This window comes from Bacillus sp. JJ1562 (genome assembly GCF_036962705.1).
Classification (GTDB): Bacteria; Bacillota; Bacilli; order Bacillales; family Bacillaceae_L; genus Ferdinandcohnia.
On the sequence record NZ_JBALOQ010000011.1, the window covers coordinates 1 to 24,947 of the forward strand.

Here is a 24,947-nt window from a genome sequence, read left to right on the forward strand (position 1 = left end):
AGTTTTCAAAGAACTTTTTTGATTCGCCGCTCAGAAGCGACTTTATTAATTTACCATGCTGACCAATTGAAGTCAACATTTTTTTGAAACATTTTTTTGAATCAGTTATCGTCTGCGACAACGTTTATTAATATATCATCATCTAAAACGTGTGTCAATAATCTATTTTAATTTTTAAAAGAGGACCATATCAGTACCATATAATCCTCTCCACTTCGTTTATCCCTTTTTACTATTTACCTTCTTTGAACGAATATACCTGCTGCAATCTGATGGTTCAGCAATCCTTTTAAATAAGCGAAATAGGATTTGATATCTTTCTTCCATCGCTCTTTTTACGATATGGTCAATCCTTGCATCTCCCACATCAAATAGTATTTCGTCCATCTCTCTCTTTAGAAGGTATTCTAATTCTTTAACTTCCTTCTTATCGACTAATAATCCAATCATAGTTTCACCCCAAGTTTAATGTAATTCTAATTATTACCAGATTTAGTTATTTTATGAATCAATTTTTCATAGGAGTTTTACACATAGAAATTGGATGACAAGCATATTCTTTTTAACAGAAGATGCTTTGGACAAGGAGGATAAAAATGAATTTTTTCTACATCCTGAGTAGCAAAAGAATTAAACAAACATTAATTATTCTTTTCGCTTCCCTATTTACAGCCAGTATTTTTTATATAGAAAAAGGCAATATTACTCCTGTTTTTTCGACAGAAAACGGACCACGTGTAATTTATACAGGAGAAAAGAGCGAAAAGACGGTTGCACTCACCTTTAATATTAGTTGGGGGGATACAAAGGCCCTTCCCATTATCGACACCTTAAAAAATGAAGGGGTTAAAAATGCAACGTTCTTCCTTTCTGCTTCCTGGGCTGAACGTCACCCACAAATTGTGGAACGAATTGTGAAGGATGGACATCAAATTGGCATCAAGGGTTATGATTTTAAAAACTATACGGGATTAGAAGATGCACAAATTAAAAAGGATATTCTCAGGTCCCAAGAAGCATTTAAGAAGATGGGAGTTAAAACCGTTTCATTCGCTCGAACACCTGACGGGAATTTTGATTCTAGAGTTGTGAAAGTATTAGACTCTCTTGGATATACCCTTATTCATTGGAGCATTGATTCAAATGATTGGAACAATCCTGGAGTCGCTAAAATTACAAATAATGTCTTAGATAAAGTAAAGGGTGGAGATATCATTTTGTTCCATGCTTCAGATTCTGCCAAGCAAACGGCTGAAGCTCTTCCTGGTGTATTAAAAGGAATTAAAGGGAAGGGTCTCTCGTTTGTGACGGTTAGTGATATGCTTAATAATGCAGATGTAAAAAATGAAGTAGTAGAATAAGAAAAGAATATTTCACCTTGAAAAGAAAAAAAGCTGATCCATTGGGTCAGCTTTTTTGGCTTGTTATTTTTGGAAGTATTAATAATTGATAGGCGTTACAAATTAAAAGTGGAAAAATCATTAAGTACAGCCAGCTTGTATCATTTACTCGGATGGCTGGCATCCATTCTATTACAGACACAACAAACATAAAGAAGACGGCCGGGATAAAAGCCTTGCCATTTGTTTGTTTGCTTTTAAAGTATGCAATGATTAATGAAAATACTAAAATCAAAGTTGGTATCCATATATAAGATAAGATGCCTTCTCCTCCTGTTGCAAACACCTTAAATCGGAAATAAATTAAATCAAAGAACACAAAAGCGATTAATACAATTTGCACAGGACCCCAAGCACCTTTGAATAATCCAAGTCCAAAACGGTGAACGGTTAGATAGGCAAAGAAGCCCATTTGGCTAATTATACTAAATATAAATCCAACACCGATTAGCCAAAATACTACGAGAAGTATTTCGACGATTTCCGCTTCTAAAAATAATTCTTTATATTCACTCCATTTAACGGCAAATCCAAAAATGATTGTGCTAATCGCACCAACTAGAAGGGTAGAGAGAAACAACCTTACCCAATTTCGACTTTTCACGACAAAATCCCCCACTCTATATATTCAAATATGATTGTACCAAAACGTAGGGGATGAATGCCAGTTTCTCACGGTGTAATACGTGAATATTTTTTAACAAAAAAAGCATATTAAAAGATAAGGATCCCTTATGAAAGGAGCTTTATGAATGAAAAAAAGGATGTCGCTCCTCCTCATTTTTAGTTTTCTTTTGGTTATTGTGGGGTGCGCCCCAGCGAATGTTCAACAAAATCGAATGGATTATGAAGAAACCAAAAAAATGGTTGTCGATATATTGAAAACCGATGATGGTAAAAAAGCAATTGAGGAACTCATGCGTGATGAAAAGTTTAAGCAGCATCTCGTCATGGACCAAGTCGTCGTAAAAGATGCCATCCGGGAAACCCTTACCTCTGACAATGGGGTTGAATTTTGGAAAAAGACGTTCGAGGATACAAAGTTTGTAGAAGAATACGCAAAGAGTATGAAAACGGAACACGAAAAGCTCATTAAAGACTTAATGAAGGATCCGGATTATCAAAAAACAGTCATGGAAATCTTAAAAAATCCTGAGATGGAAAAACAATTCACAGATGTTCTTAAAAGTCAGGAATTTAGAAAGCATCTTCAAACGGTAATAAGTGAAACACTTGAGAGCCCTTTATATAAAGCGAAGATTGAAGATATTCTCATCAAAGCTGCTGAAGAAATGCAAAAACAGGAAAAAGCAAAAAAGGAAAAAGGTCAAGGAAGCAGTAAATAGCTAGTTCGCAATAGATTGAAGACCCTCCAAACTTCAGGAGGGTCTTTTGATTTAAATTGAATCAATTACTCGTTTCGCAATTTCGTTATAGATTTTTCCAGTCGGGTGATCTTCGTCATATACTGATGGAGCAAAGTCTTCATCATTCCAATCAGGCTGTCCCAATGGAATTTTACCTAGTAAAGATGTTTGAAGCTCATCAGCAAGCTTCTCTCCACCGCCTTTACCAAATACAAATTCCTTTTCACCTGTTACCTTACTTTCAAAATAAGACATATTCTCGATAACACCTAGGATTTCGTGCTCTGTGCGAAGAGCCATTGCACCCGCTCTTGCAGCTACAAATGCAGCTGTTGGATGTGGAGTTGTCACAATAATTTCTTTACAATGTGGAAGCATCGTATGAACATCTAATGCCACATCACCTGTACCTGGTGGTAAGTCGAGAACTAAGTAATCAAGGTCGCCCCACTCAACTTCATTAAAGAAGTTATTCAACATTTTCCCAAGCATAGGACCACGCCAGATAACCGGTGAATTGTCTTCTACAAAGAAACCCATTGAAATCACTTTTACCCCTTTTCTTTCTACAGGGATAATTTTTTCGCCACGAACAACAGGGCGATTTGTGATTCCCATCATGTCCGGAACACTGAATCCATAGATATCAGCATCAATAATTCCAACCTTTTTCCCTAGTCTTGCTAACGATACGGCTAAGTTGACGGAGACGGTTGATTTACCAACCCCTCCCTTTCCGCTTGCTACTGCAATAAAGGTCGTTTGATTTACTGGAGATAATAAAGGAGCTGAGTCCCCTGATGATTCTGTCTTAAATTTCGCTAGTTCTTCTGGTGATAAATCGGTAAAACGAAGGCCTACTGATTCTGCTCCCGCTTGTTTTAATGCATTTACAATTTCAGTTTGAAGCTGAAGTTGCTCACCTGTACCAGTCTTAGATAGGGCAATTTTTACACTGACATGGTTTTTTTCTTCTTTTATTTTAATCTCTTGGACTGCATTCGTTTCCTCGAATGTTCTATGTAAGAATGGATCTTGCATTTGATGTAATACTTCTCTCACTTGTTGCTCAGTTAACATAAATACACCACCTAAATTCTGTATTCGGTTTCACTCCTTCCTCATTATACCATATCTGTCCTAATTTACAGTGTGAGGAGTGTCATAGCTTCGTAAAAATTCCATGAAAATACCCACCTCTTACTCAGGTGGGTTTGTTTCGTTTGAAAAGTATCGGTTGATTCCGGTATAGATGGAGGCTGCGACCTTATCTTGGTATTTATCTTGTTTTAATAGGGCTTTTTCCTCCGGGTTTGAGAGGAATCCTACTTCTACAAGTGCCCCAGGTTTCTTTGCACTTTTTAATAAATATACGCCATTGATCGCTTTTGCTTGTCGAGTCGTATTTCCGAGATTGTTTCGAAGTTCGTCTTGAATGAATTTTGCTACTTCTTCATTTTCCTTGAAGGTACTGAAGTAGAAAGTTTGTGCCCCTCTCCATCTTGGTGAAGGGATGGCATTTAAATGAATACTTATAAATAAATCCGCTTCTGATTCATTAATGATTTGAACGCGTTTCTTCAAATCCTCTGTTTTTCGTCTGCTGTACCCTTTCATTCCGTCCGGCGCTAAATCTACATCTTCTTCCCGTAGCATTTGTACAAAAGCACCCTGCTGCTGTAAGTAATCACGGAGTTTGTTGGATATTTCAAGGGCAATGTCCTTTTCCTGCACATCACCATTCATGGCCCCACCGTCCGGTCCACCATGACCAGGATCAATAATAATGAACTTCCCCGATAGAGGTAGACTCCACGGATCCCAAACATCTTTATCCATAAAGCGATATTGTATAAATATAAATATAATAACAGCTCCTAAAAGGAAGCCCGCAATTTTTATTTTCTTATTCATTGTTTCCCTCCTGCATGTCCCTACATTAACTATATGGGACAAGGAGAGTATATATGATTAAAAATTCTAATGCAATTTTAGCCGGTGTCTTTTTTCCCCTTTCTGGAATCCTTCCGTCCACCAATAGGTAACATAATGCTCACATGAGTAGTAAAGAGATTCATTGACAAAGCCATGGTCGCCAATATGACCCCAGTAGCATACGAACTCATATAACGCATCAATCAGATTTTTTTCATATCTGTAGCATCGCATTCTCACTTCTTCAACAGATTCCCCGTAGTAACCGAATTTACTATATTTAGCACCTAATAGGTATGATTCTATTGCAACATCAATGCAGCCTTCTTCAATCGCACTTCCAAGTATGGAGTCCATTCTAAAAAAACTGCTAAAATTATCCTCAACACTCTTTTTAAGTTCTTCTAATGAAAGCTCACGTAGCATTTTCCGTTCATACTTGACTTGTTTTTCTTTCCGCTTTTCCTTGAAGGTTGTAATTACATTCATAAAATAAGAAACCCCCTTTGACAAATAGTTTCCTACTGCGCCAGCGTAAACATGCGCTGAACACAAACTACCTGAATTGCCAAATAAAACTATGCATACAGGGGATTCGGTTGGGAATTTGTTGGTTTTAGCTCTTCGTGGGGTTGTGAAGGATTTATCTCTGTTGGCTCCCGCGCAGAAAGCCCTTCATCGGGTGTACGAAGGACCAAACTCTGTTGGCTCATTTCGACTCAACTTGACGGAGAAAGCCCGCTACGTGTCCAAATCAAGCACTCACTCGGACTCAACTTGAGAATAAAGTTGTTTCGTGGCTCCCGCGCAGAAAGTGCTTCAACGAGGTTTTGAAGGACCAAACTCATATGGAGGCAGCGGGTAAAGACTTTCATGGGTTATGAAGAGGAATTCGCTTAGTTTTTAGCACAGTTTTACTCTTCACCAGCATTATGAAGGGGATTGCGCCCGGTTTTCAGCACGCTTTACCCTTCATCGTAGTTATGAAGAGGATTTCACTTGGTTTTTAGCACAGTTTTACTCTTCATCAGAGTTATGAAGAGCATTTCGCACTGTATTTTTGCACAGTTTTACCCTTCATCGCGGTAATGAAGAGCATTTCGCACGGTATTTTTGCACGGTTTTACCCTTCATCTGGGGCATGAAGAGAAATTCTCCTAGATTTTAGCGTGGTTTTGCCCTTCATCAAATTAATAAAATAGGCCCTCAATCCCTTGATTAAGAGCCTTCACCTCTATATATCCGATGTCTTTAGACTTTCTGAGTTTTTACGTGATCGACTTTCTTTTTGTTTCCCGACTAATCTCGCTACCTGCCACCCAATGACCATATGGACTACACCCATGATAAGAAATAATAAATAGTCCCCAATCGGGTCTGGAAGCAAGAGATCTACGATTAACCACATTCCTGCCGACGAAGCACCAATAAAGGCACCGAGCATTGTTTTTTGGATACGGCTCATTTATCACCCACCCCTTCAAGGTTTGTAACCATTCCTACATTCATCATATGTGGGTGTATTGCTCGAAATAACTTGAATTTTGGCGGAAGGTTGTCCGAAATACCATCGATCTTCCATGCAGTTCTTCTCAGCCAAAAGTTGTAGATAAAGTTCAAGCTTTTTTACGAAGATGATTTCCCTTGTTGCCAGTATGCTTAAGTCATAAAGAACTTAAGGAGAGATAACGATGATGAAGAATAAAGTTGTCATGATTACTGGAGCATCTAAAGGATTAGGTAAAGCATTGACATTAGCATTTGCCAAAGAAGGAGCAATACTTGCAATCTGCGCGAGAACGGAGGATAGCTTAATAAAAGTAAAGCAAGAGGCTGAAAGCTTAGGAGCAACGGTTCTAGCAGTGACCGCTGATGTTTCAAAGTCTAGAGATGTGGAACGGTTTGTTGCATTGACTGAAGAGGTATTCGGCAAGATTGACATTTTGATTAACAACGCCTCCATGTTAGGCCCTAGCCCAATGCCATTATTACTCGATTACCCCGAAGAAGATTTTATGGAGGTTCTCAAGGTAAATGCACTATCCCCATTTTTAGTAACCAGAAGAGTTGTTGTTGGGATGCTACAGCGCAACCAAGGTTCGATTATCAATGTTACTTCAGAAGCCGGTCACATTGGTTATGCAGGCTGGGGAGCATACGGTATATCAAAGTTTGCAGTTGAAGGCCTTACTGAAACATGGGCGGATGAATTAAGCGAGACCGGTGTTCGGGTCAATATGGTTGATCCCGGAGAAATGGATACAGAAATGCACCAATTGGCTGTTCCAGATTGTGATTATCCATTAGCAAAACCGGAGGATGTAGTCGGTACTTTTTTATACCTTGCTTCTGACCAGGCTAATGGCATTAATGGTAAACGGTTTTCAGCCCAATCTCATGAGGAGGTGTAATAATGGAAGCAAAAGCCTTAGATTTTTATCTTCCAGATAAACTGAATGCTTCTCATCCTCCTGAAAAGCGTGGTATCAGGAGAGATCACGTCCGAATGATGGTGCTTGATCGGACTTCCGGTAAAACCGAGCACGACCACTTCTTTCATTTACCACAGTATCTACAGCCAGGAGATCTAATTATTTTAAATAACAGCCGCACCATCCCTGCTGTTTTACATGCCAAATGGTATAGAAACATGACCCAAATGGCAACCAATACCGAAATCCGACTAGCTAGACGTCGTGGTGAAGATAGATGGGAGGCACTCATTGTTGATAGTCATGTAAAGATTGGTGATTTATTCATTTTTTCACCTGAACTATCAGCAACGGTAATTGGTGTAAAAAAGAATTCACCATTAAAAATGTTGAAGTTTACTAAAAATGGGCCAGACCTTTTCAATACGATCTATACACTTGGTGAGCCGGTTCGATATGAATATATTGATTATCCATGGGAATTAGACTATTACCAAACAGTGTTTGCCAGCCATCCCGGTTCAATAGAAATGCCCTCTGCGGGAAGAGCCTTCAGCTGGGAGCTTCTTTTTACATTAATGCGGAACGGAATACAGGTTGATTTTATTCAACTCCATACGGGTCTAAGCTATTTGCTTGATGATCAGTGGCATCAGACACCTGAAGAGAACGAGGAAGAATATCATATTTCCGAAAAAACGATGCAACGGATACTTGAGACAAAAGCAGCCGGCAAAAGAGTTATTGCAGTTGGAACGACCGTGGTTCGAGCTCTAGAGAGTGCTGTGAAATTCGGTAGCCTTTCAGGAGTAACAAATTTATACATTAATCACCAGTTTCCTTTGAAAATAGCCGATGGGATTATTACTGGATTTCATGAGCCAAAGGCGAGCCATCTTGATATGCTTTCTGCGTTTATTTCCGAAAGGCACCTTCTTCGGGCTTACGACCAAGCAATTGATGCCAGCTATTTATGGCATGAATTTGGTGACATGAATCTTATTATCTGATTTTGGAGGTGTGGTCATGAAACTTCATCATTTTGGCCTTGAAGTAAGTAATCTTGAGGATTCTGTCGATTTTTATAAAAACCATTTAGGTTTTCAAGAAGAAAAAAGGTTTCGATTCATGGAAGAGGAAATAGTGTTTCTGACCCACGGTGATTGTAGATTAGAGTTAATAGTTAGTAATACGTTAAATGCTCATATATGCTTTGAAGTAAGTAATCTTGATAAGATGATGACTAGGCTTACGGGTCTTCGAAAAGTCGAAGGCCCCTATAAACTCGATAATGGTTGGCAGACAGTCTTCTATGAAGGACCTACTAAAGTAATCCTTGAATTTTTGCAGACAACGAACGATCATAATCTGAGCTCCACAAAAAACATGAAGTCTGAAAATTAGAAATAGGCTATAATGAAAGCAGAAAATACTGGTGGGGGGAATTTCATGTCCGCTCGGGATAGATATGAGGAAATCAGCATTTTAAAGGAAATAGCTGAACTGTTAAATGAAGGGACAGACACAAAGAACGTTTTAGCATGTGTATTAAATAAGCTTCTACAGGTAACTGGCTTGCATACTGGTTGGATATTTTTAATAGATGAGCATGGTACACACCAGCTTATAGCTGACGAAGCACTCCCCCCTGCATTAGCAAGTAACGAAAAGCGACGAATGTGCAATGGCAACTGCTGGTGTGTAAATAAGTACAACAACCAACAACTTAATAAGGCAACAAATATTATTGAGTGTAAAAGAATTGAAGATGCCATTAATGAAGAAGCCGGGGATACATGTGGCTTGACCCACCATGCAACTGTCCCGCTCCGTGCTGGGCAAGAGCGATTTGGTATCCTGAATGTGGGAGCACCAAATAAAACTCATTTTGAAAAAAATGAACTTGCCTTGCTTGAAGCCGTGGCCTATCAAATCGGAACCGCGTTGAAGCGTATCAAACTGACTCAGCGCGAGCAAGAGACTGCACTTGTTGCTGAACGAAATCGTTTGGCACGGGATCTTCATGACTCGGTTAATCAACTCCTATTTTCCCTAAGCCTTACTGCAAGAGCTGGCGTAGAAATGACAGAAAGTAACGACGTCAAACAAACGTTCACCTATCTACAGGATATGGCTCAAGAGGCTCTTGGGGAAATGAGAGCCTTAATCTGGCAACTGCGGCCTGCAGGTCTAGAATATGGATTAGTAAGTGCTTTACGGAGTTACGCTGAGATGCTTGGTCTATCCATTGATACAACGGTGACAGGTGCAGCAACTATTCCCGGAAAGGTAGAAGAAGCCCTGTGGCGCATCGGGCAGGAGGCTCTGGCAAATTGTAAAAAGCATTCCCAGACCACAGAGGTCGTATTACATTTTCAAGCCTCTGAAGATGAGGTGAAAATGACCATAAAGGATATGGGCTGCGGTTTCAACTATGAAGAAAACCTTGAAATACCATCATTAGGATTACGAAATATGAAAACACGGACTGAAAGCTTAAACGGAACCTTTCTGTTACAAAGTATACCAGGAAGTGGTACAGAAATAGAGATTCACATTCCGTTTTAGGGGGAATATGTAGTGAGTATAAAAATATTAGTAGTTGATGACCATCATGTTGTCAGACGTGGCCTTGTCTTTTTTCTTCGGACACAAAAAGGTCTAGAAATTATCGGAGAAGCAGCTAATGGAATTGAAGCAATTGAATTGGCAAAATCCTTAAAGCCCGACCTCATCTTAATGGACTTGGTGATGCCTGAAATGGATGGTATCGCAGCAACTAGGGTCATCAAAAAGGAACTACCTGAAATAAGAATTATGATGCTTACCAGCTTTTCTGATCAGGATCATGTTATCCCCGCTCTAGAAGCAGGTGCTTCCGGCTATCAATTAAAGGACATTGAGCCTGATGACCTTGTCACATCCATCAAAAAAATGATGGACGGTGAAAACCAGCTCCACCCAAAAGCAACTTCTCACCTACTGGCCAGTTTATCCAATCATCGAATCCAGGAGAAAAAAGCAATTGAGGAATTAACGAATAGAGAGTTAGATGTGTTAAAGGAAATTGCCAAGGGAAAAAGCAACAAAGAAATCGCAAGTTCGCTATTTATCACCGAAAAAACAGTCAAAACACATGTATCAAATCTACTGGGTAAGCTTGAATTGACTGACCGAACACAAGCAGCTCTTTATGCCGTAAAAAATAAATTAGTAGACTAAAAGCGGATGTGGGAAGGATACTACATCCGCTTTTATCATACAGAAAAAAGACCCCCAATTCATTGATTGAGAGTCTTTGAGGTGCACATTTTAAGCTAGAGCCTTTTCAACTTCTTCCTTTAGTGCTTGAGCATCAAGCTCAACAGGGAATTGGAATTCCTTATCGTTAATAAAAACAGTTGGTACCATTTTAACCTGACGTTTAATCGCTTCAGCTGTAATTTTTAAACTGATGTCAATTGTATCTGGTTCCTCTTTTAATCCATACTGTTCCGTTAACATTTTTTTAATAGAGTGACTATCTGACTCACTCCATTCAGTTTGTTTCCTAAATAAGTCTTTCATAATCTCATAAATGCGTTCTGGTTCTTTGTAGTCAAAAAACAAATTCGCTAAAGTACCATATAGCAGCATTTCACGAGGTTTATCATAATGTTTAATTACATATTGGACTTGATTACTTTCAATATAAGGAGTTAGTATTTCATCCGCAGCCTCAAAAAATGTGGCACAGTAAGGACATGCTAGATTTAAAAAGACTTCAACCTTTACAGGAGCATCTGTATTGCCATAGCTCAAAAATGCATTTTCAATTACGTTAGTCATGTGGAGCCCTCCCCTTATTTGATGTTATCTGGTATTAGTGCTTCGTCTATATTTGTAGCTTCTTCAACATTTACTTCGGTTTCTAGTAAACCAGCTTCAAAAAACGTATCAGCTAATTGTTGTTGACTTGTAATGATGGCTTCGTCAATTTTTTCAACACCAAATGTACGACGATCATTTGCTGATTGGATTGGCTCGATTTCTAAACCTAATTCAGCTGATAAAATCTCAGAAACTTCCTTTTTGTTTTCATTAGCCCATTGGTTAGAATTTTGTAATTCCTCTAAAATAATTTTGATTACATCTGGTTTTTCAGCTAAAAACTCTTCTGATGCAAAGTAGAATGTACGGTTCTCAGTTAAATCAGAACCATTTACAATCGTACGAGTTTCTACTTTATTCTCAACGATAGCTAGGTATGGATCCCATGTGCCATATACATCAAACTGATCAGTTGTAAACGCTGATAAGCCTTCAGCTGCATCTTTATAAAATCTAATTTCTACTTCATCTAAAGAAATACCCGCTTTTTCTAATGCTACTAATAACAAGTAGTGTTGATTACCACCTTTTGTTACACCAATTGTTTTACCTTTTAAATCTTCAACTGTTTTAATATCTGAATCAGCCTTAGCGACCAATGCAACGCCATTTGGATATGGTGCTTCCGAAGCGATATAATGTAACGGATGACCACCAGCTTGCATGAATACAGCGTTTCCGTCAGATGCATGACCAAAATCAATATTATTTGTATTTAATGCTTCTAATAATACTGTTCCAGTTGGGAATACCTTCCACTCAACTGTATAACCTTCTTTACTTAATGCTTCGTCTAAATTACCATGCTCTTTTAAAATGTTTAATGTATTTCCTCTTTGATAGCCAACTCGAATCACTTCTTTTTTAGCACTTTCCCCACTATTTGAACTAGCGTCATTTGATGAAGCTTCATCGCCAGAACCACTTCCACATGCAGCCAACACAAATAATAATAGTGTGAATAAAAATAAGATTGATTTTTTCATTGTGTTTATCCCCCTAAGATTTGATCTAGTATCTTTTTCTCATAATGTGTAAATTTCTCGTCACGCTCACGAGGTCTCGGTAGATCTATTTTTTGATCTAATTGAATAACCCCTTTGTCGATGACAATGACACGATCAGCTAAACGTACAGCTTCCGTTACATCATGCGTGACAAGAAGAGACGTGAATTTCTGCTGCTGCCAAAGACCCTCAATTAATTTTTGCATTTCAATACGTGTGAGTGCATCAAGCGCACCAAGTGGCTCATCAAACAATAATATATCAGGATTGCTTGCCAATGCACGGGCTAGAGCAATACGCTGTTTTTGTCCACCTGATAATTGGTCGGGCCAATCATTTTTCTTTTCAATTAATCCAACTTTTTCAAGTGATTCTGATGCTACCTCTTTATTGACTGCACCGAGGTTAATATTATTTAGAATGCTTTTCCACGGAATAAGCCGATCATCTTGGAACATGACACGAATCTTCGGTTCCTTAGCTTCCTCCCCTGAAAATGACAGTTCACCTCTTGAAAGCTCCTCTAGCTTCGCGATAATTCGTAGCAATGTACTTTTACCACATCCACTTCGTCCCACGATGGCAGTGAAGCTACCTTGTTCTATTGATAAATTAATATCCCGTAAGACTTCATTCTGTCCATAGCTTTTAGCTACATTATTTAGTTCAATATTGAACATCGTACCACCCCCATCTGATTTCAATTATTTTTTCTGTTATAGGATGGATTCCATTTTAATAAACGATTTTCAAAAACTTTCGCAATAACGTCGGATAACTTACCTAAAATCGCATAAAGCACAATCGTTAAAACAACAATGTCCATTTGCATAAATTCACGGGCAGTCGTTGCCAAAAAGCCAATGCCTGAATTTGCCCCAATAGTTTCAGCGACAATTAGTGATATCCAGGTAACTCCAAGTGCATAGCGGATTCCAACTAATATAGACGGCAAAGATCCAGGTAAGATGATATTTGTAAATAACGTCCATCTTGATAATCCATAAACAGAACCCATCTCAATTAACTTACGATCGACATTTTTTATACCATTAAATGTATTTATGTAAATCGGGAACATCACCCCAAGTGCAACTAGAAATATCTTTGCACTTTCGTCGATACCAAACCATAAAATAACGAGCGGAATTAACGCCAAATGGGGGATTGTTCGTACCATTTGGATTGTCGTGTCTACTGTTTTTTCAAAAAATAGAATCGTACCGTTTAAAAGACCTAGAACAAAACCTACAATTCCACCAATTAAAAAACCTAGTAACGCACGCTGTGTACTAATTAAAACATGTTCCTGTAATTCGCCAGATTTAAATAATCGAATCGCTGATTGTATAACCTCCAGTGGGGTAGGTAATATCGATGAGGCGATAATTTTGTATTGACCAAATATCTGCCAGATGACAACAAGGACAATTGGCAATACCCAAGGGACGAATTGATTGTCATACCATTTGGTGTTTCTTTTCACTTTCTCACCTACTTTTGATGATGGATGTAACACAATGATTTAAATTATAATTATTCCTATCGGTTTTGTAAACATTAAAGCATTATCGTTTTTTTAATATTAAAATAAACTGAATATGTTGTTTTATGCATAAAAAAAGACTCCCAACCAATTGGTTAAGAGTCTTTGATCTTGCCACATTTAATAAATTTATCATATTTCCTTTAAGCGCGAGGTATTCTTCAACTCTTGAATGTTCGACGCGCCGACTCCGAACATCGACATCCGAAGTTCCATTTCTCGGATTTTCATCACTTCAAGGACATCTTCTGCGCTCTGGGTTGCTTCCTTCAAGATGGATCGCCCGAATCCGACTAGGTCTGCACCCAGCACGATGGTCTTTGCGCCTTCCAACCCGGTCTGCATCCCTCCGCTAGCAATAAGCGGAATATCTGCACTTTCTCCACGAACCAACTTGATTGATTCCGCTGTTGGAATGCCCCATTCGCTAAAAGCTTCAGCGGCGACCCGCTTTATTGGATCATTGGCACGGAACTTTTCCACCTGGCTCCAGGAAGTACCTCCAGCACCAGCGACATCAACAAATGAAACCCCTGCATCGATTAATTTTTTTGCCGTCTGTCCATCGATACCCCAACCGACTTCCTTAACCCCGACCGGTACCTCCAACACGCTACACACCTGTTCAATCTTCTTTAATATCCCTTTAAAATTCGTATCTCCATTTTCCTGAATTACTTCCTGGATACTGTTCAAATGAAGAACGAGCATATCTGCTTCAGTCAATTCGATAATTTTCCTACATTCCTCAACACCGTATCCGTAATTGAACTGAACAGCGCCCAAGTTCGCAAGTATCGGGACACTCGGCGCATACTTCCTCATCAAAAATGAGGTGGAATGTCCGTCACTGTCGAGCAGCGCGCGGGTTGACCCGAGTGCAAGCATCCATCCGCTTTCCTCAGCCGCTATTGCCAAGTTTCGGTTAATCGTCTCGGCGAAGGCTGTCCCACCCGTCATGGAACTAATGAGAAACGGCGTTTTGCATTCAAAGCCAAGGAAACTTGATTCAATGGAGATTTCGTCAAAATCAATTTCGGGGAGCGCATTATGCATGAATACAAACGACTCTAATCCTGTTGAAATGGATTCTCCCGTAACCTTTTCGTTCAATGTGATTTTAATATGTTGAGATTTTCTTTGCTCGATTGAGTTGGACATTCACCAACACCTGCCCTTATCTATCAAAATTCTTTAAGGACGAAAGAACCTGCAGCCTTTACCCTCGTAAACACAAGAATTATTTTTGCACTTCTTCCACCGTTTGTTCTACTTCTGCACGGGTCATTTTTACCCGCCCCTCTTTCATCGCCTTTAATGTTTTATGGGCCAGGGCAAGCGGCAGACGGCAGAATAATATAATGCTTCTCTTATTGAGAGACTTCATATACAAATCTGCCTTAGCTAGATTTTCTTCTGCATATTTGAATAGCTCCTCCCGATTCCAGCCATCAGGGACAAAGCTAACACCACGTTCATCCAAGTCTTCCTTCTCATTGCGCAAAATATTTACGGCCTGAAGCCCACGCCCATAACCGATAGCAAGCTCCCGATCTGTTTTTTCTCCGCCATAGAGCTCCCATAGGTCTGAAAGCAAAACTCCAACAAGTCCTGCAACGTAATATGTATAATCGTCCAAATCCTCACGTGTGTGGATATCCCAATTGGCTTTTGCCCATTTTGCCATACCTAATGCCATTTCATTAGCGGCGTTCATAATAATTTGCAGAGCATCCTTCGGACAGGCTTGCAGCCATTCTTCTAAACGAAGTGTAACTTCAGGCATTTGATCCTTTGTCGGTCCCAATATTCGTAAATATTCTTCGTTATCAAATGGTTGCTTAAATAAATCGCCTACTTGCATTAAGATCGAGTATTTTACATCCTTGTCCAAATTTTCATGGTCTTCAATTTCATCAATTGCCCGAAATACTAAATAAGCGGATGCAACGGAATCCTTTAATTCCTTCTGCAAAAAAGTAATCGGTATATAAAAAGTACGACTTGTCTCTTTTAAAATTCGAATTGCATCTTTAGGAAACCCACTCATTGTTCTTACCTCCTATTCAAATCTCTCCATACCCATCGTAACCCAATTACATACATAAATCATACCAAACAACGGATTAACATTAATTACATTTTTTTAGTTATCTCTACTATTTTATAATTAGTTTGAATTCTATACAAACTTCGTGTTTAAAAAAAGACTGGTAAATATAGTGAGTTTATGGATATGTGTATTCTTAAATTGAAAAAGCCCATTTGGCATATAACCAAATGGGCGTATTCTTTGTATAACAAGGTCTTAACGTTTTGAGAACTGAGGTGCACGACGAGCGCCTTTAAGACCGTATTTTTTACGTTCTTTCATACGTGGGTCACGCGTTAATAGTCCAGCTGATTTTAGAGATGGACGGAATTCAGGATCAGCTTGTAGTAACGCACGAGCGATACCATGACGGATAGCTCCAGCTTGACCAGTGTATCCTCCACCACTAACGTTAACAAGAACGTCATAATTTCCTAAAGTTTCAGTAGCATTAAGAGGTTGTTTTACAACTTCTCTTAGAGCTTCGAATGGAATATAGTCTGCAATGTCACGACCGTTGATTACAATGCGTCCGTCGCCAGGAACTAAACGTACACGTGCAACAGAGCTTTTACGACGACCAGTGCCATAATATTGTACCTGTGCCATATTAATACCCTCCTTAATAATTAACCGCGAAGTTCGTAAACTTCAGGTTGTTGTGCTTGATGTGGATGTTCGCTTCCAGCATAAACGTGCAATTTTTTATACATTTGACGACCAAGTGAACCTTTTGGAAGCATTCCTTTAATTGCAAGTTCAAGCATTCTTGTTGGATAGTTTGTGCGCATTTCTAATGCAGTTCTTGATTTCAATCCGCCTGGGAATTGGCTGTGACGGTAGTAAATTTTATCATGTAATTTATTACCTGTTAATTCGATCTTTTCAGCGTTGATAATAATAACATTATCACCAGTGTCAACATGTGGTGTAAAAGTTGGTTTGTGTTTTCCACGAAGTAATGTTGCAACTTCAGTTGATAAACGACCTAAAGTTTTGCCTGCAGCATCTACAACATACCATTTGCGCTCTATATTATTAGCATTAGCCATAAATGTTGTACGCATGAGATTCCCTCCTAATTTCATTAACGATTTCATATTTTATTTAATCACGATTAAAGTTCCGGGGCTTTATTCGTGGGGTGTAAATATCATACCTAAAATATAATATAACTTTCACGTTGCAATGTCAAGGAAATGTTACACCAGGATTAGTTGTTATGGTATTTTTTTTACTTCCTATTCCTGCCATTCCTCATAAAATACCTGCCATAGGTATAAACCTTGGCCTGGAGCAGTCTTTCCTGCTAGTGATCGGTCTTTTCCAGTCAAAATAGATGCCATCATTCTTGCATCTTTTTGGCCACTTCCAACCTCTAGTAAAGTCCCTACTATTATTCTTACCATATTATACAAAAAACCATTTCCAACAAACGAAAATATGAGTTCATCGTCTTGTTTTTCGATGTTTATCTGGTAAATGGTACGAACCTTATCCTGCACTTCTGTCCTTGATGCACAAAAGCTTGTAAAATCATGAGTGCCCACCAAAAGACCCGCAGCTTCCTTCATCACGTAAAGATTTAGTGGATATGGGTAATGATAGGTTAAATGACGCTTAAAAACACACGACTCTTTACTAACCAACAATCGATACCGGTATTCCTTCGCCTTCACATCAAACCGCGCATGAAAATCAGGCTCGACCATTTCAACCGATCGAATTCGAATGTCCTCAGGGAGCAATGAGTTCAGTGCTTTTCTCCATCCTTCGACAGGTATCGTTAAAGGTGAATCAAAGTGAACAACCTGTCCAAGGGCATGAACAGTTGCATCCGTTCGACCAGATGCGACAATTTTTATTTGTTCACCTTTATGCATTTTCTGTAAGGCATTTTCGAATTCCGATTGAACCGTTCGCTTATTCGGTTGTACCTGGTACCCCGAAAACTGGGTCCCATCATATGAAATGATGCATTTGTACCGATTCATCTTTTCCCTCATTATCCACGTAATAAAAATAGTACTACTGCTGTTGCAAATAGTAATACAAGCATAAGTGTATCTAGGCCACGCCACTGTAGAAGACGCAACTTGGTTCTGCCTTCTCCACCACGATAGCCTCTTGCTTCCATGGCGATTGCGAGTTCCTCTGCTCGTTTAAATGAACCAATAAACAAAGGAATCAATAAAGGAACAACCGCCTTCATGCGATCCTTGATTGGGCCACTCGTAAATTCAACGCCCCGTGCAGCCTGTGCCTTCATAATCTTCTCTGTTTCTTGCATCAATGTCGGGATAAATCGAAGTGAAATCGACATCATGAGTGCAAGTTCATGTGTGGGTAGACCGATTTTTTTAAATGGTGCTAATAAACTTTCCATGCCATCGGTAATTTCAATTGGTGTACTTGTTAATGTTAATATTGTAGTCATCATAATTAAAAATAATAGCCGTAAAGAGATAAAAACCCCTTGTTTTACGCCACCCTCATATACTTTAAGCCAACCATAATCGACTAAAAGATCTCCTTCTTTTGTTAAAAAGATATGAAGAATGAATGTAAAAAGGATGACCCATAAAATTGGTTTTAATCCAGATAGAATGTATCGAAATGGAACTTTGGTTAAAAAGACAATCGCTAACGTGTATATTCCCAATAATGCATAGGTAAGAACTGAATTTGCTATAAAGACTATAAACACATAAAAGAAAATTAATAATAGCTTTGCCCTTGGGTCCATTCGATGAAGAGGGGAATTACCTGGTATATAGCGACCTATAATAATGTTCATTGACCGTCCCCCTCACCTTTAAGGGCTTCTCCAACATAACGGACAATTTCATCTACTGATAAACTAGCCGTACGTGGGATCTCGATGCCTAATTTATCTTCAAGCAATCCTTTGAGTCTAACAGCTTCAGGAACGTCCAACCCTAAATGCAAAACTTGCTCAGGATTTGAGAAAATCTCAACAGGGCTTCCTTGAAATTTAATTGTTCCTTTTTCCATCACAAGGATTTGATCAGCATAACGGGAAGCATCCTCCATGCTATGGGTTACAAGGACCGTTGTAAGGCCTCGTTCTTTATGAAGGTTATAAAACATCTCCATTATTTCAAAACGACCTCGTGGATCTAGTCCTGCAGTAGGCTCATCCAAGACCAGTACTTGTGGGTTCATGGCCAGGATTCCCGCAATTGCAACCCGTCTCATTTGACCACCACTTAGATCAAAAGGAGATTTCGTTAAATATTCCTCAGAAAGACCGACCATTTTGATTGTCTGTTTTGCTCTTTCTTTTGCTTCCTCTAATGGCACACCAAAATTTAAGGGGCCAAAACAAATATCCTTCTCTACCGTTTCCTCAAACAACTGATGCTCAGGGAATTGAAAGACTACCCCGACATTCTTACGAAGAGGCTTAAGGTTTTTTTCCTTTTGCCTTGAAGTGATTGTACGGTCACCAATCGTGATTGAGCCAGAAGTTGGTTGTAAGAGGCCATTTAAATGTTGTAGAATAGTCGACTTCCCAGAACCTGTATGACCAATGATGGCAGTGTATGAACCAGACTTTATTTCTGCATTTACATCATATAAAGCTAGTCTTTCAAAAGGTGAACGAATCTGGTAGCGATGCTCTAGCTTTTCGATTGTAATGTCCATAACTCATTCACCAAGCTTTCTTCTGTTATATGATTCTTTGAAAGAGGAACGCCAATTGATCGTAGTTTTTTAGATACTTTCACAGAAAAAGGTAAATCTAGCCCGATTTCTACAAGCTTATCATCTAAAGCAAATATTACCTCAGGCTTCCCTTCCGCAAATAGTTTTCCCTGATTCATGACAATGATTCGGTCAGCCCTTGCTGCCTCCTCTAAATCATGAGTAATTGACATAACCGTAATTTGGCTTTCATTCTTGATTTCCCTTATCGTTTCTAATACCTCTGTACGCCCAATAGGGTCTAGCATTGAAGTTGCTTCATCTAAGATGATTAATTCTGGCTGTACGGCAAGAACACCTGCAATTGCTACCCTTTGTTTTTGGCCACCTGAGAGCTGATGTGGCTCATGCTCAAGAAACTCTTGCATCTTGACCATATCAATCACTCTTTCAATTCGAGACACCATCGTTTCGCGAGGGATTCCGTTGTTTTCCATTCCAAAGGCAATATCATCTTTTACAGTGGTTCCAACGAATTGGTTATCTGGGTTCTGAAACACCATGCCGATTTTCCTTCGAATATCCCAAATAGACTCTTCATTTAGCTGTACCCCTTCAATCGTTACGCTCCCTGTTTGTGGCAACAACAAGCCGTTTAGGATTCGAGCTAATGTGGATTTCCCAGAGCCATTATGACCAACAATCGCTAACCATTCTCCTTTTTGAACAGAGAATGATAGATTCTCCAAAGCGAATCTTGTGTTTTCTGCATATTTATAGCTTATCTGATCAACGACCAAAAGGTTTTCACTCATTCTCATCCCTCACTAAAATCAAATGCGCCTTGGTGCATTTGCGCCAGTGCTCAATAAAATTATTTCCATAGAAATAAAACTTTTCTCTTCTCAACTTACTACCTTCCAAACTATTTGTTTCTTCCTTATCTGTCAAGGGAATAAGAACGCGTTATTCCAATATTTCTGGAGAAGTATGATTATATCGTGTGTATTCAATAAGGAGAGTAAAATGCTATTTGTAGATAATTCTATCTTTTTCGAAAAATAATAAATCTAAAACAAAAAGGGCTTAGACCAGTTTATTAAACTGTCCTGCCCCTCTAATGTAAAGAATTAAACTAGTTCAATGATAACCATTGGTGCACCGTCACCACGACGAGGTCCAAGTTTCATGATACGAGTGTATCCACCTTGGCGCTCTTCATAACGAGTTGCGATGTCACTGAATAATTTTTGTAGCGCATCTTCACCAGTCTCTTCGTTTGCTACTTCGTTACGGATGTAAGATGCAGCTTGACGACGAGCGTGAAGGTCACCACGCTTACCTAATGTAATCATTTTTTCTACAACTGATTTTAATTCCTTCGCGCGAGCTTCAGTTGTTTCAATACGCTCGTTGATGATTAAGTCAGTAGTAAGATCACGTAGTAACGCCTTACGTTGCGCGCTTGTACGTCCTAATTTTTGGTATGACATGAGGTATTCCCTCCTTTGTTGAATTATTATGAAAGACAAAGCATTAGATAACTAGGCTCTTGTAACAAGTATGACTAGACTTGATGAAATAGATGCCTCTAATTCGCATAATTCAAAACGAGTCAGTCATCTTTACGTAAGCCTAAACCAAGCTCTTCTAGTTTAGCCTTAACTTCTTCTAAAGATTTACGACCAAGGTTACGTACCTTCATCATATCTTCTTCAGTTTTATGAGCAAGCTCTTGAACCGTATTGATTCCTGCTCTCTTTAAGCAGTTATATGAACGAACTGAGAGATCCAACTCTTCAATTGTCATTTCGAGGACTTTCTCTTTTTGATCCTCTTCTTTTTCAACCATAATTTCTGCATTTTGAGCTTCATCCGTTAATCCTACAAAAATATTTAAATGTTCTGTTAGGATTTTAGCACCTAGTGCAATCGCTTCTTTCGGACCAGTGCTGCCGTCAGTCCAAACATCAAAAGTCAGTTTGTCAAAGTTCGCGACCTGTCCAACACGTGTCTTTTCCACTTGGTAATTAACACGTGCAACCGGAGTATAGATTGAATCAATCGGGATTACACCGATTGGTCGATCTTCACGCTTGTTTGCATCAGCTTGAGTATATCCTCGTCCACGCTTCGCAGTAAATCTCACACGAAAATGTGCATCCTTAGCAAGAGTTGCAATGTGTAGATCTGGGTTTAAGATTTCAACATCACTGTCATGTGTGATATCAGAAGCTTTTACCGGACCTTCACCTTGAACATCAATCTCAAGGGTCTTCTCTTCATCAGAGTAGATTTTAAGAGCTAATTTCTTCACATTTAAGATAATAGATGTTACATCTTCGACGACGCCTTCGATTGTTGAAAATTCATGCAGTACCCCATCTATTTGGATAGACGTTACAGCGGCACCAGGAAGAGAAGATAATAGGATACGACGTAAGGAGTTACCCAAAGTTGTTCCATATCCACGCTCAAGTGGCTCGACGACGAATTTACCGTATTTGGCATCTTCGCTGATTTCAACCGTTTCGATTTTTGGTTTTTCAATTTCGATCATTTATAAACCCTCCTTCAAAACGTCGAAACCTCGGCTAGACTATGATCAAAGATGTCTAACCGAAATTCCCAATAGTTAAGTTCCCTATCTGTGCACAACAACAACTCGATTCATTCTGTAAAGAACTTATAAACAAAACATGGCGATTCGTGAATAAACCTCACTCACGCCTTTGTTACACTTATAAGAGTAAAAAAGTTTATCAAAACCCATTAATCCATTATAGCCATGGATAAAAAGTCTTATACAGAAAAAATTCAAATACGTCTTATCGTATTAATTTGCTCTAATGTTACACACGACGACGTTTTGGTGGACGACATCCGTTATGTGGTACTGGAGTAACATCTTTAATAGCTGTAACTTCAAGACCAGCAGCTTGAAGAGCACGAATTGCAGCTTCACGTCCTGCACCAGGGCCTTTTACAGTTACTTCAAGAGTTCTCATACCATGTTCCATTGAAACTTTAGCAGCTGTTTCAGCAGCCATTTGTGCAGCGAATGGAGTAGATTTACGTGAACCTTTGAAACCAAGTGCACCAGCACTTGACCAAGAGATTGCATTTCCGTGTGCATCTGTAATTGTTACGATCGTGTTGTTGAATGTTGAACGGATGTGTGCAACACCAGATTCAATATTCTTTTTTACACGACGTTTACGAGTATTCGTTTTACGTGCCATTTATCCATTACCTCCCTTACTATTTCTTCTTGTTTGCTACAGTACGACGAGGTCCTTTACGTGTACGAGCATTGTTTTTAGTGTTTTGACCTCTTACAGGTAATCCACGACGATGACGTAGACCACGGTAAGAACCGATTTCGATTAGACGTTTGATGTTAAGTGAAACTTCACGACGAAGGTCACCTTCTACTTTGTAACGGTCAACGATTTCACGAATCTTGTTTAATTCGTCTTCTGTAAGATCACGAACTCGTGTATCTTCAGAAACACCAGCTTCTGCTAGGACTTTCTGTGCAGTTGGACGTCCGATTCCAAAAATATATGTTAAAGATATAACCACACGTTTTTCACGTGGAATATCAACACCAGCAATACGTGCCATTTAGACGTACACCTCCTTATTTATTAGCCTTGTTTTTGTTTATGTTTTGGGTTTTCACAAATTACCATTACTTTACCTTTTCTACGAATAACTTTACACTTTTCGCAGATAGGTTTTACTGATGGTCTCACTTTCATTTTTCAAACCTCCTTGATAGTTCGGAGCGCATTTATTTAAAACGGTACGTAATTCTACCGCGAGTCAAGTCATAAGGTGATAATTCAACCGTAACCTTGTCTCCAGGTAAAATACGAATAAAGTGCATGCGAATTTTACCAGAAACATGGGCCAAAACAGTATGACCATTCTCTAATTCAACTTTAAACATTGCATTAGGTAATGTTTCTGCAACAGTACCTTCAACTTCAATTACATCGTCTTTCGCCATTGGAATGTTCTCCCTTCTTCAAATCAGTAACTTGCTCATTGACAAACTTCGGTACACTCATGACTTCCTTTACGTTTGCCATCGACCAGTTTTCTTAATACTGCTCTGAACTTCCGGAGATACGTAATCAAAAATTAGATGAATGTTATTCTCATGAATAGGGTTTGTGCCTTACAATTTTGTTAAGATCTCATACCCTGTTTCTGTAATAGCAATCGTATGTTCAAAATGAGCACACGTTTTGCCATCGACTGTTACAACAGTCCAGTTATCTGCTAACGTCTTCACGTATCGACTACCTGCATTTACCATCGGTTCAACGGCAAGTACCATTCCTGGTTTTAAACGTGGTCCTTTATTAGGAGGACCGTAATGTGGAATTTGTGGTTCCTCATGTAATTCTTTGCCTACACCGTGACCAACATATTCCCGAACAATCGAAAAATCATTTGACTCGACATAAACTTGAATTGCATGAGAAATATTTGAAAGACGCACACCAGGCTTTGCTTCTTCTAATCCTCGATAAAGGCATTCTTTTGTAACTTCAAGTAGTTTTTGATTTTCTGGTGAAATCGTACCTACAGGATAAGTCCAAGCTGAGTCACCATGATAGCCCTTGTACTCGGCGCCGATATCGATACTAATAATATCTCCATCTTGTAAGACGCGATCACCTGGGATACCGTGTACTAGCTCTTCGTTAACAGAAGTACAGATACTACCGCGAAAACCATTATACCCTTTAAAAGAAGGATTTGCATCATATCCACGAATAAACTTTTCAGCAATTGTATCCAGTTCTCTCGTTGAAATCCCTGGAGTAATATATTTTTGTAATTCTTGGTGTGTTAATGCAACGATCTTACCAGCTTCGCGCATAATCTCAATCTCTCTTGGAGACTTGCAAATAATCATCTATTGTAATCCCCCAAGGAGCTCCTCTACATCACCAAAAACTTTGTTTATTTCTTGTTGTCCATCGATATTGCGAAGATAGCCTTTTTCCTGATAAAAGTCAAGAAGTGGCTTAGATTGCTCGATATTTACCTGTAGACGAGTTCCAACTGTTTCCGCATTATCATCGGCACGTTGATAAAGTTCTCCACCACATTTATCGCATGTCCCTTCCTGACTAGGTGGGTTGAATACTAAGTGGTAAGTTGAGCCACATTCCTTACAGATTCGTCGACCTGTTAATCTCTCAAGTAAATCTTTCGAGTCAACTTCTATGTTAATTACATAGTCGATCTTTTTTTCGAGTTCAGTAAGGATTGCTTCAAGTGCTTCTGCTTGTGGAACGGTACGTGGAAATCCATCAAGTAAAAATCCTTGGTTGCAATCGTCCTTGCTTAATCGCTCACGGACAATTCCGATCGTAACTTCATCAGGAACAAGCTCACCTTTATCCATAAAAGACTTTGCTTGAAGTCCTAGTTCTGTTCCATCTTTTATTGCAGCACGGAACATATCTCCTGTTGAGATATGAGGGATATTGTACTTTTCTACGATTCTTTCAGCTTGAGTGCCTTTACCAGCACCCGGAAGCCCCATTAATACTAAGTTCAAGTGATTTGCCCCCTCAGCCTCTTATCTTAGAGGTGCTGGGAAAAA

General features: G+C 39.1%; 33 protein-coding genes. 7 read left to right on the top strand and 26 right to left on the bottom strand.

Annotated features, from left to right (window positions below):
• Positions 1–219: 219 nt before the first annotated feature.
• Positions 220–450, bottom strand: coding sequence for a hypothetical protein (locus tag V7097_RS06955; RefSeq protein WP_335702889.1), 231 nt, complete (start codon positions 448–450; stop codon positions 220–222).
• Positions 451–596: 146 nt separating this feature from the next.
• Between V7097_RS06955 and pdaB the strand changes: the two genes are divergently transcribed.
• Positions 597–1,361 carry a polysaccharide deacetylase family sporulation protein PdaB gene (pdaB, locus tag V7097_RS06960; protein ID WP_335702890.1) on the top strand — a complete coding sequence of 255 codons (765 nt, stop codon included), beginning with the start codon at positions 597–599 and terminating at the stop codon, positions 1,359–1,361.
• 46 nt (positions 1,362–1,407) lie between these two features.
• Here the strand turns inward: pdaB and V7097_RS06965 are convergent, their stop codons facing one another.
• Positions 1,408–2,004: a KinB-signaling pathway activation protein gene (locus V7097_RS06965; RefSeq protein WP_335702891.1), complete on the bottom strand. Its 597-nt coding sequence runs from the start codon at positions 2,002–2,004 to the stop codon at positions 1,408–1,410.
• A gap of 148 nt (positions 2,005–2,152) precedes the next feature.
• On the opposite strand from V7097_RS06965, the gene gerD reads away from it, so the two are divergent.
• Positions 2,153–2,746 carry a spore germination lipoprotein GerD gene (gene gerD, locus V7097_RS06970; RefSeq protein ID WP_335702892.1) on the top strand — a complete coding sequence of 198 codons (594 nt, stop codon included), beginning with the start codon at positions 2,153–2,155 and terminating at the stop codon, positions 2,744–2,746.
• Between the two features lie 51 nt (positions 2,747–2,797).
• On the opposite strand, the gene V7097_RS06975 is transcribed toward gerD, so the two are convergent.
• From V7097_RS06975 to V7097_RS06990, 4 genes are all read right to left on the bottom strand, one after another.
• Positions 2,798–3,847 carry a P-loop NTPase gene (locus V7097_RS06975; RefSeq protein WP_335702893.1) on the bottom strand — a complete coding sequence of 350 codons (1,050 nt, stop codon included), beginning with the start codon at positions 3,845–3,847 and terminating at the stop codon, positions 2,798–2,800.
• A gap of 120 nt (positions 3,848–3,967) precedes the next feature.
• Positions 3,968–4,681, bottom strand: a complete 714-nt coding sequence (gene cwlD, locus V7097_RS06980) for an N-acetylmuramoyl-L-alanine amidase CwlD (protein ID WP_335702894.1) — start codon at positions 4,679–4,681, stop codon at positions 3,968–3,970.
• A 66-nt stretch (positions 4,682–4,747) separates the two neighbouring features.
• On the bottom strand, positions 4,748–5,191 hold the full coding sequence (locus tag V7097_RS06985; protein ID WP_335702895.1) for a YbaK family protein: 444 nt from the start codon (positions 5,189–5,191) through the stop codon (positions 4,748–4,750).
• A 745-nt stretch (positions 5,192–5,936) separates the two neighbouring features.
• Positions 5,937–6,167, bottom strand: coding sequence for a hypothetical protein (locus V7097_RS06990; protein WP_335702896.1), 231 nt, complete (start codon positions 6,165–6,167; stop codon positions 5,937–5,939).
• A gap of 226 nt (positions 6,168–6,393) precedes the next feature.
• Here V7097_RS06990 and V7097_RS06995 point away from each other — a divergent pair, with 226 nt between their 5' ends.
• From V7097_RS06995 to V7097_RS07015, 5 genes are read left to right on the top strand one after another with little or no spacing between them, the layout of a single operon-like run.
• Positions 6,394–7,113 (top strand): SDR family NAD(P)-dependent oxidoreductase, encoded by a 720-nt coding sequence (locus tag V7097_RS06995; RefSeq protein ID WP_335702897.1) that lies wholly within the window; start codon positions 6,394–6,396, stop codon positions 7,111–7,113.
• A gap of 2 nt (positions 7,114–7,115) precedes the next feature.
• Positions 7,116–8,144, top strand: a complete 1,029-nt coding sequence (locus V7097_RS07000; RefSeq protein WP_335702898.1) for an S-adenosylmethionine:tRNA ribosyltransferase-isomerase — start codon at positions 7,116–7,118, stop codon at positions 8,142–8,144.
• 16 nt (positions 8,145–8,160) lie between these two features.
• Positions 8,161–8,538: a VOC family protein gene (locus V7097_RS07005; RefSeq protein ID WP_335702899.1), complete on the top strand. Its 378-nt coding sequence runs from the start codon at positions 8,161–8,163 to the stop codon at positions 8,536–8,538.
• Between the two features lie 45 nt (positions 8,539–8,583).
• Entirely contained in the window at positions 8,584–9,702 is a 1,119-nt protein-coding gene (locus V7097_RS07010) for a GAF domain-containing sensor histidine kinase (protein WP_335702900.1), read from the top strand.
• A gap of 12 nt (positions 9,703–9,714) precedes the next feature.
• Positions 9,715–10,356 carry a response regulator transcription factor gene (locus V7097_RS07015; protein WP_335702901.1) on the top strand — a complete coding sequence of 214 codons (642 nt, stop codon included), beginning with the start codon at positions 9,715–9,717 and terminating at the stop codon, positions 10,354–10,356.
• Between the two features lie 90 nt (positions 10,357–10,446).
• Here the strand turns inward: V7097_RS07015 and V7097_RS07020 are convergent, their stop codons facing one another.
• The 20 genes from V7097_RS07020 to V7097_RS07120 all read right to left on the bottom strand — a co-directional run bounded on the left by V7097_RS07020 (position 10,447) and on the right by V7097_RS07120 (position 24,902).
• Positions 10,447–10,962: a thioredoxin domain-containing protein gene (locus tag V7097_RS07020; RefSeq protein ID WP_335702902.1), complete on the bottom strand. Its 516-nt coding sequence runs from the start codon at positions 10,960–10,962 to the stop codon at positions 10,447–10,449.
• Between the two features lie 14 nt (positions 10,963–10,976).
• Positions 10,977–11,990: an aliphatic sulfonate ABC transporter substrate-binding protein gene (locus V7097_RS07025; protein WP_335702903.1), complete on the bottom strand. Its 1,014-nt coding sequence runs from the start codon at positions 11,988–11,990 to the stop codon at positions 10,977–10,979.
• Between the two features lie 5 nt (positions 11,991–11,995).
• Complete coding sequence (locus V7097_RS07030; protein ID WP_335702904.1) at positions 11,996–12,691, bottom strand: ABC transporter ATP-binding protein; 696 nt, start codon at positions 12,689–12,691, stop codon at positions 11,996–11,998.
• 20 nt (positions 12,692–12,711) lie between these two features.
• Complete coding sequence (locus V7097_RS07035) at positions 12,712–13,497, bottom strand: ABC transporter permease subunit (RefSeq protein WP_335702905.1); 786 nt, start codon at positions 13,495–13,497, stop codon at positions 12,712–12,714.
• Positions 13,498–13,689: 192 nt separating this feature from the next.
• Complete coding sequence (fni, locus tag V7097_RS07040) at positions 13,690–14,718, bottom strand: type 2 isopentenyl-diphosphate Delta-isomerase (protein WP_335702906.1); 1,029 nt, start codon at positions 14,716–14,718, stop codon at positions 13,690–13,692.
• Between the two features lie 79 nt (positions 14,719–14,797).
• A complete protein-coding gene (locus tag V7097_RS07045; RefSeq protein ID WP_335702907.1) occupies positions 14,798–15,607 on the bottom strand; it encodes a squalene/phytoene synthase family protein in 810 nt (269 codons plus the stop codon).
• Between the two features lie 258 nt (positions 15,608–15,865).
• A complete protein-coding gene (gene rpsI, locus V7097_RS07050) occupies positions 15,866–16,258 on the bottom strand; it encodes a 30S ribosomal protein S9 (RefSeq protein WP_335702908.1) in 393 nt (130 codons plus the stop codon).
• 20 nt (positions 16,259–16,278) lie between these two features.
• The gene (gene rplM, locus V7097_RS07055; protein ID WP_335702909.1) at positions 16,279–16,716 is read right to left on the bottom strand and encodes a 50S ribosomal protein L13; all 438 of its coding nucleotides are present in this window, start codon (positions 16,714–16,716) and stop codon (positions 16,279–16,281) included.
• Positions 16,717–16,890: 174 nt separating this feature from the next.
• Positions 16,891–17,643 carry a tRNA pseudouridine(38-40) synthase TruA gene (gene truA / locus V7097_RS07060; RefSeq protein ID WP_335702910.1) on the bottom strand — a complete coding sequence of 251 codons (753 nt, stop codon included), beginning with the start codon at positions 17,641–17,643 and terminating at the stop codon, positions 16,891–16,893.
• An 11-nt stretch (positions 17,644–17,654) separates the two neighbouring features.
• Complete coding sequence (locus tag V7097_RS07065; RefSeq protein WP_335702911.1) at positions 17,655–18,446, bottom strand: energy-coupling factor transporter transmembrane component T family protein; 792 nt, start codon at positions 18,444–18,446, stop codon at positions 17,655–17,657.
• On the bottom strand, positions 18,443–19,318 hold the full coding sequence (locus V7097_RS07070; RefSeq protein ID WP_335702912.1) for an energy-coupling factor ABC transporter ATP-binding protein: 876 nt from the start codon (positions 19,316–19,318) through the stop codon (positions 18,443–18,445). The genes V7097_RS07065 and V7097_RS07070 overlap by 4 nt, the downstream gene beginning before the upstream one ends.
• Positions 19,294–20,133, bottom strand: a complete 840-nt coding sequence (locus V7097_RS07075) for an energy-coupling factor ABC transporter ATP-binding protein (protein ID WP_335702913.1) — start codon at positions 20,131–20,133, stop codon at positions 19,294–19,296. The genes V7097_RS07070 and V7097_RS07075 overlap by 25 nt, the downstream gene beginning before the upstream one ends.
• A gap of 315 nt (positions 20,134–20,448) precedes the next feature.
• Positions 20,449–20,811, bottom strand: coding sequence for a 50S ribosomal protein L17 (gene rplQ, locus V7097_RS07080; RefSeq protein WP_335702914.1), 363 nt, complete (start codon positions 20,809–20,811; stop codon positions 20,449–20,451).
• A gap of 122 nt (positions 20,812–20,933) precedes the next feature.
• Positions 20,934–21,878 carry a DNA-directed RNA polymerase subunit alpha gene (locus V7097_RS07085; protein ID WP_335702915.1) on the bottom strand — a complete coding sequence of 315 codons (945 nt, stop codon included), beginning with the start codon at positions 21,876–21,878 and terminating at the stop codon, positions 20,934–20,936.
• Between the two features lie 292 nt (positions 21,879–22,170).
• Positions 22,171–22,560, bottom strand: a complete 390-nt coding sequence (gene rpsK / locus V7097_RS07090) for a 30S ribosomal protein S11 (RefSeq protein WP_229141912.1) — start codon at positions 22,558–22,560, stop codon at positions 22,171–22,173.
• A 19-nt stretch (positions 22,561–22,579) separates the two neighbouring features.
• Positions 22,580–22,945, bottom strand: a complete 366-nt coding sequence (rpsM, locus tag V7097_RS07095) for a 30S ribosomal protein S13 (RefSeq protein WP_335702916.1) — start codon at positions 22,943–22,945, stop codon at positions 22,580–22,582.
• Between the two features lie 23 nt (positions 22,946–22,968).
• Positions 22,969–23,082: a 50S ribosomal protein L36 gene (gene rpmJ / locus V7097_RS07100; RefSeq protein WP_003156543.1), complete on the bottom strand. Its 114-nt coding sequence runs from the start codon at positions 23,080–23,082 to the stop codon at positions 22,969–22,971.
• 32 nt (positions 23,083–23,114) lie between these two features.
• On the bottom strand, positions 23,115–23,333 hold the full coding sequence (gene infA, locus V7097_RS07105; RefSeq protein ID WP_010285101.1) for a translation initiation factor IF-1: 219 nt from the start codon (positions 23,331–23,333) through the stop codon (positions 23,115–23,117).
• A 171-nt stretch (positions 23,334–23,504) separates the two neighbouring features.
• Positions 23,505–24,251, bottom strand: a complete 747-nt coding sequence (gene map, locus V7097_RS07115) for a type I methionyl aminopeptidase (RefSeq protein ID WP_335702917.1) — start codon at positions 24,249–24,251, stop codon at positions 23,505–23,507.
• Positions 24,252–24,902, bottom strand: a complete 651-nt coding sequence (locus tag V7097_RS07120) for an adenylate kinase (protein ID WP_335702918.1) — start codon at positions 24,900–24,902, stop codon at positions 24,252–24,254.
• Positions 24,903–24,947 lie beyond the last annotated feature (45 nt).

What these genes read in the sequence shown, in the direction of transcription:
- rpsM (WP_335702916.1), bottom strand. Translation starts at nt 22,945, where the DNA reads ATGGCACGTATTGCTGGTGTTGATATTCCACGTGAAAAACGTGTGGTT.
- V7097_RS06955 (WP_335702889.1), bottom strand. Translation starts at nt 450, where the DNA reads ATGATTGGATTATTAGTCGATAAGAAGGAAGTTAAAGAATTAGAATAC.
- V7097_RS06985 (WP_335702895.1), bottom strand. Translation starts at nt 5,191, where the DNA reads ATGAATGTAATTACAACCTTCAAGGAAAAGCGGAAAGAAAAACAAGTC.
- rpsK (WP_229141912.1), bottom strand. Translation starts at nt 22,560, where the DNA reads ATGGCACGTAAAACGAATACTCGTAAACGTCGTGTAAAAAAGAATATT.
- V7097_RS06990 (WP_335702896.1), bottom strand. Translation starts at nt 6,167, where the DNA reads ATGAGCCGTATCCAAAAAACAATGCTCGGTGCCTTTATTGGTGCTTCG.
- V7097_RS07030 (WP_335702904.1), bottom strand. Translation starts at nt 12,691, where the DNA reads ATGTTCAATATTGAACTAAATAATGTAGCTAAAAGCTATGGACAGAAT.
- rplM (WP_335702909.1), bottom strand. Translation starts at nt 16,716, where the DNA reads ATGCGTACAACATTTATGGCTAATGCTAATAATATAGAGCGCAAATGG.
- V7097_RS07010 (WP_335702900.1), top strand. Translation starts at nt 8,584, where the DNA reads ATGTCCGCTCGGGATAGATATGAGGAAATCAGCATTTTAAAGGAAATA.
- V7097_RS06995 (WP_335702897.1), top strand. Translation starts at nt 6,394, where the DNA reads ATGATGAAGAATAAAGTTGTCATGATTACTGGAGCATCTAAAGGATTA.
- V7097_RS07075 (WP_335702913.1), bottom strand. Translation starts at nt 20,133, where the DNA reads ATGAGTGAAAACCTTTTGGTCGTTGATCAGATAAGCTATAAATATGCA.
- truA (WP_335702910.1), bottom strand. Translation starts at nt 17,643, where the DNA reads ATGAATCGGTACAAATGCATCATTTCATATGATGGGACCCAGTTTTCG.
- pdaB (WP_335702890.1), top strand. Translation starts at nt 597, where the DNA reads ATGAATTTTTTCTACATCCTGAGTAGCAAAAGAATTAAACAAACATTA.
- rpsI (WP_335702908.1), bottom strand. Translation starts at nt 16,258, where the DNA reads ATGGCACAGGTACAATATTATGGCACTGGTCGTCGTAAAAGCTCTGTT.
- V7097_RS07020 (WP_335702902.1), bottom strand. Translation starts at nt 10,962, where the DNA reads ATGACTAACGTAATTGAAAATGCATTTTTGAGCTATGGCAATACAGAT.
- V7097_RS07000 (WP_335702898.1), top strand. Translation starts at nt 7,116, where the DNA reads ATGGAAGCAAAAGCCTTAGATTTTTATCTTCCAGATAAACTGAATGCT.
- V7097_RS07065 (WP_335702911.1), bottom strand. Translation starts at nt 18,446, where the DNA reads ATGAACATTATTATAGGTCGCTATATACCAGGTAATTCCCCTCTTCAT.
- V7097_RS07005 (WP_335702899.1), top strand. Translation starts at nt 8,161, where the DNA reads ATGAAACTTCATCATTTTGGCCTTGAAGTAAGTAATCTTGAGGATTCT.
- rplQ (WP_335702914.1), bottom strand. Translation starts at nt 20,811, where the DNA reads ATGTCATACCAAAAATTAGGACGTACAAGCGCGCAACGTAAGGCGTTA.
- fni (WP_335702906.1), bottom strand. Translation starts at nt 14,718, where the DNA reads ATGTCCAACTCAATCGAGCAAAGAAAATCTCAACATATTAAAATCACA.
- V7097_RS06975 (WP_335702893.1), bottom strand. Translation starts at nt 3,847, where the DNA reads ATGTTAACTGAGCAACAAGTGAGAGAAGTATTACATCAAATGCAAGAT.
- V7097_RS07070 (WP_335702912.1), bottom strand. Translation starts at nt 19,318, where the DNA reads ATGGACATTACAATCGAAAAGCTAGAGCATCGCTACCAGATTCGTTCA.
- V7097_RS07045 (WP_335702907.1), bottom strand. Translation starts at nt 15,607, where the DNA reads ATGAGTGGGTTTCCTAAAGATGCAATTCGAATTTTAAAAGAGACAAGT.
- cwlD (WP_335702894.1), bottom strand. Translation starts at nt 4,681, where the DNA reads ATGAATAAGAAAATAAAAATTGCGGGCTTCCTTTTAGGAGCTGTTATT.
- gerD (WP_335702892.1), top strand. Translation starts at nt 2,153, where the DNA reads ATGAAAAAAAGGATGTCGCTCCTCCTCATTTTTAGTTTTCTTTTGGTT.
- map (WP_335702917.1), bottom strand. Translation starts at nt 24,251, where the DNA reads ATGATTATTTGCAAGTCTCCAAGAGAGATTGAGATTATGCGCGAAGCT.
- V7097_RS07085 (WP_335702915.1), bottom strand. Translation starts at nt 21,878, where the DNA reads ATGATCGAAATTGAAAAACCAAAAATCGAAACGGTTGAAATCAGCGAA.
- infA (WP_010285101.1), bottom strand. Translation starts at nt 23,333, where the DNA reads ATGGCGAAAGACGATGTAATTGAAGTTGAAGGTACTGTTGCAGAAACA.
- V7097_RS07025 (WP_335702903.1), bottom strand. Translation starts at nt 11,990, where the DNA reads ATGAAAAAATCAATCTTATTTTTATTCACACTATTATTATTTGTGTTG.
- rpmJ (WP_003156543.1), bottom strand. Translation starts at nt 23,082, where the DNA reads ATGAAAGTGAGACCATCAGTAAAACCTATCTGCGAAAAGTGTAAAGTT.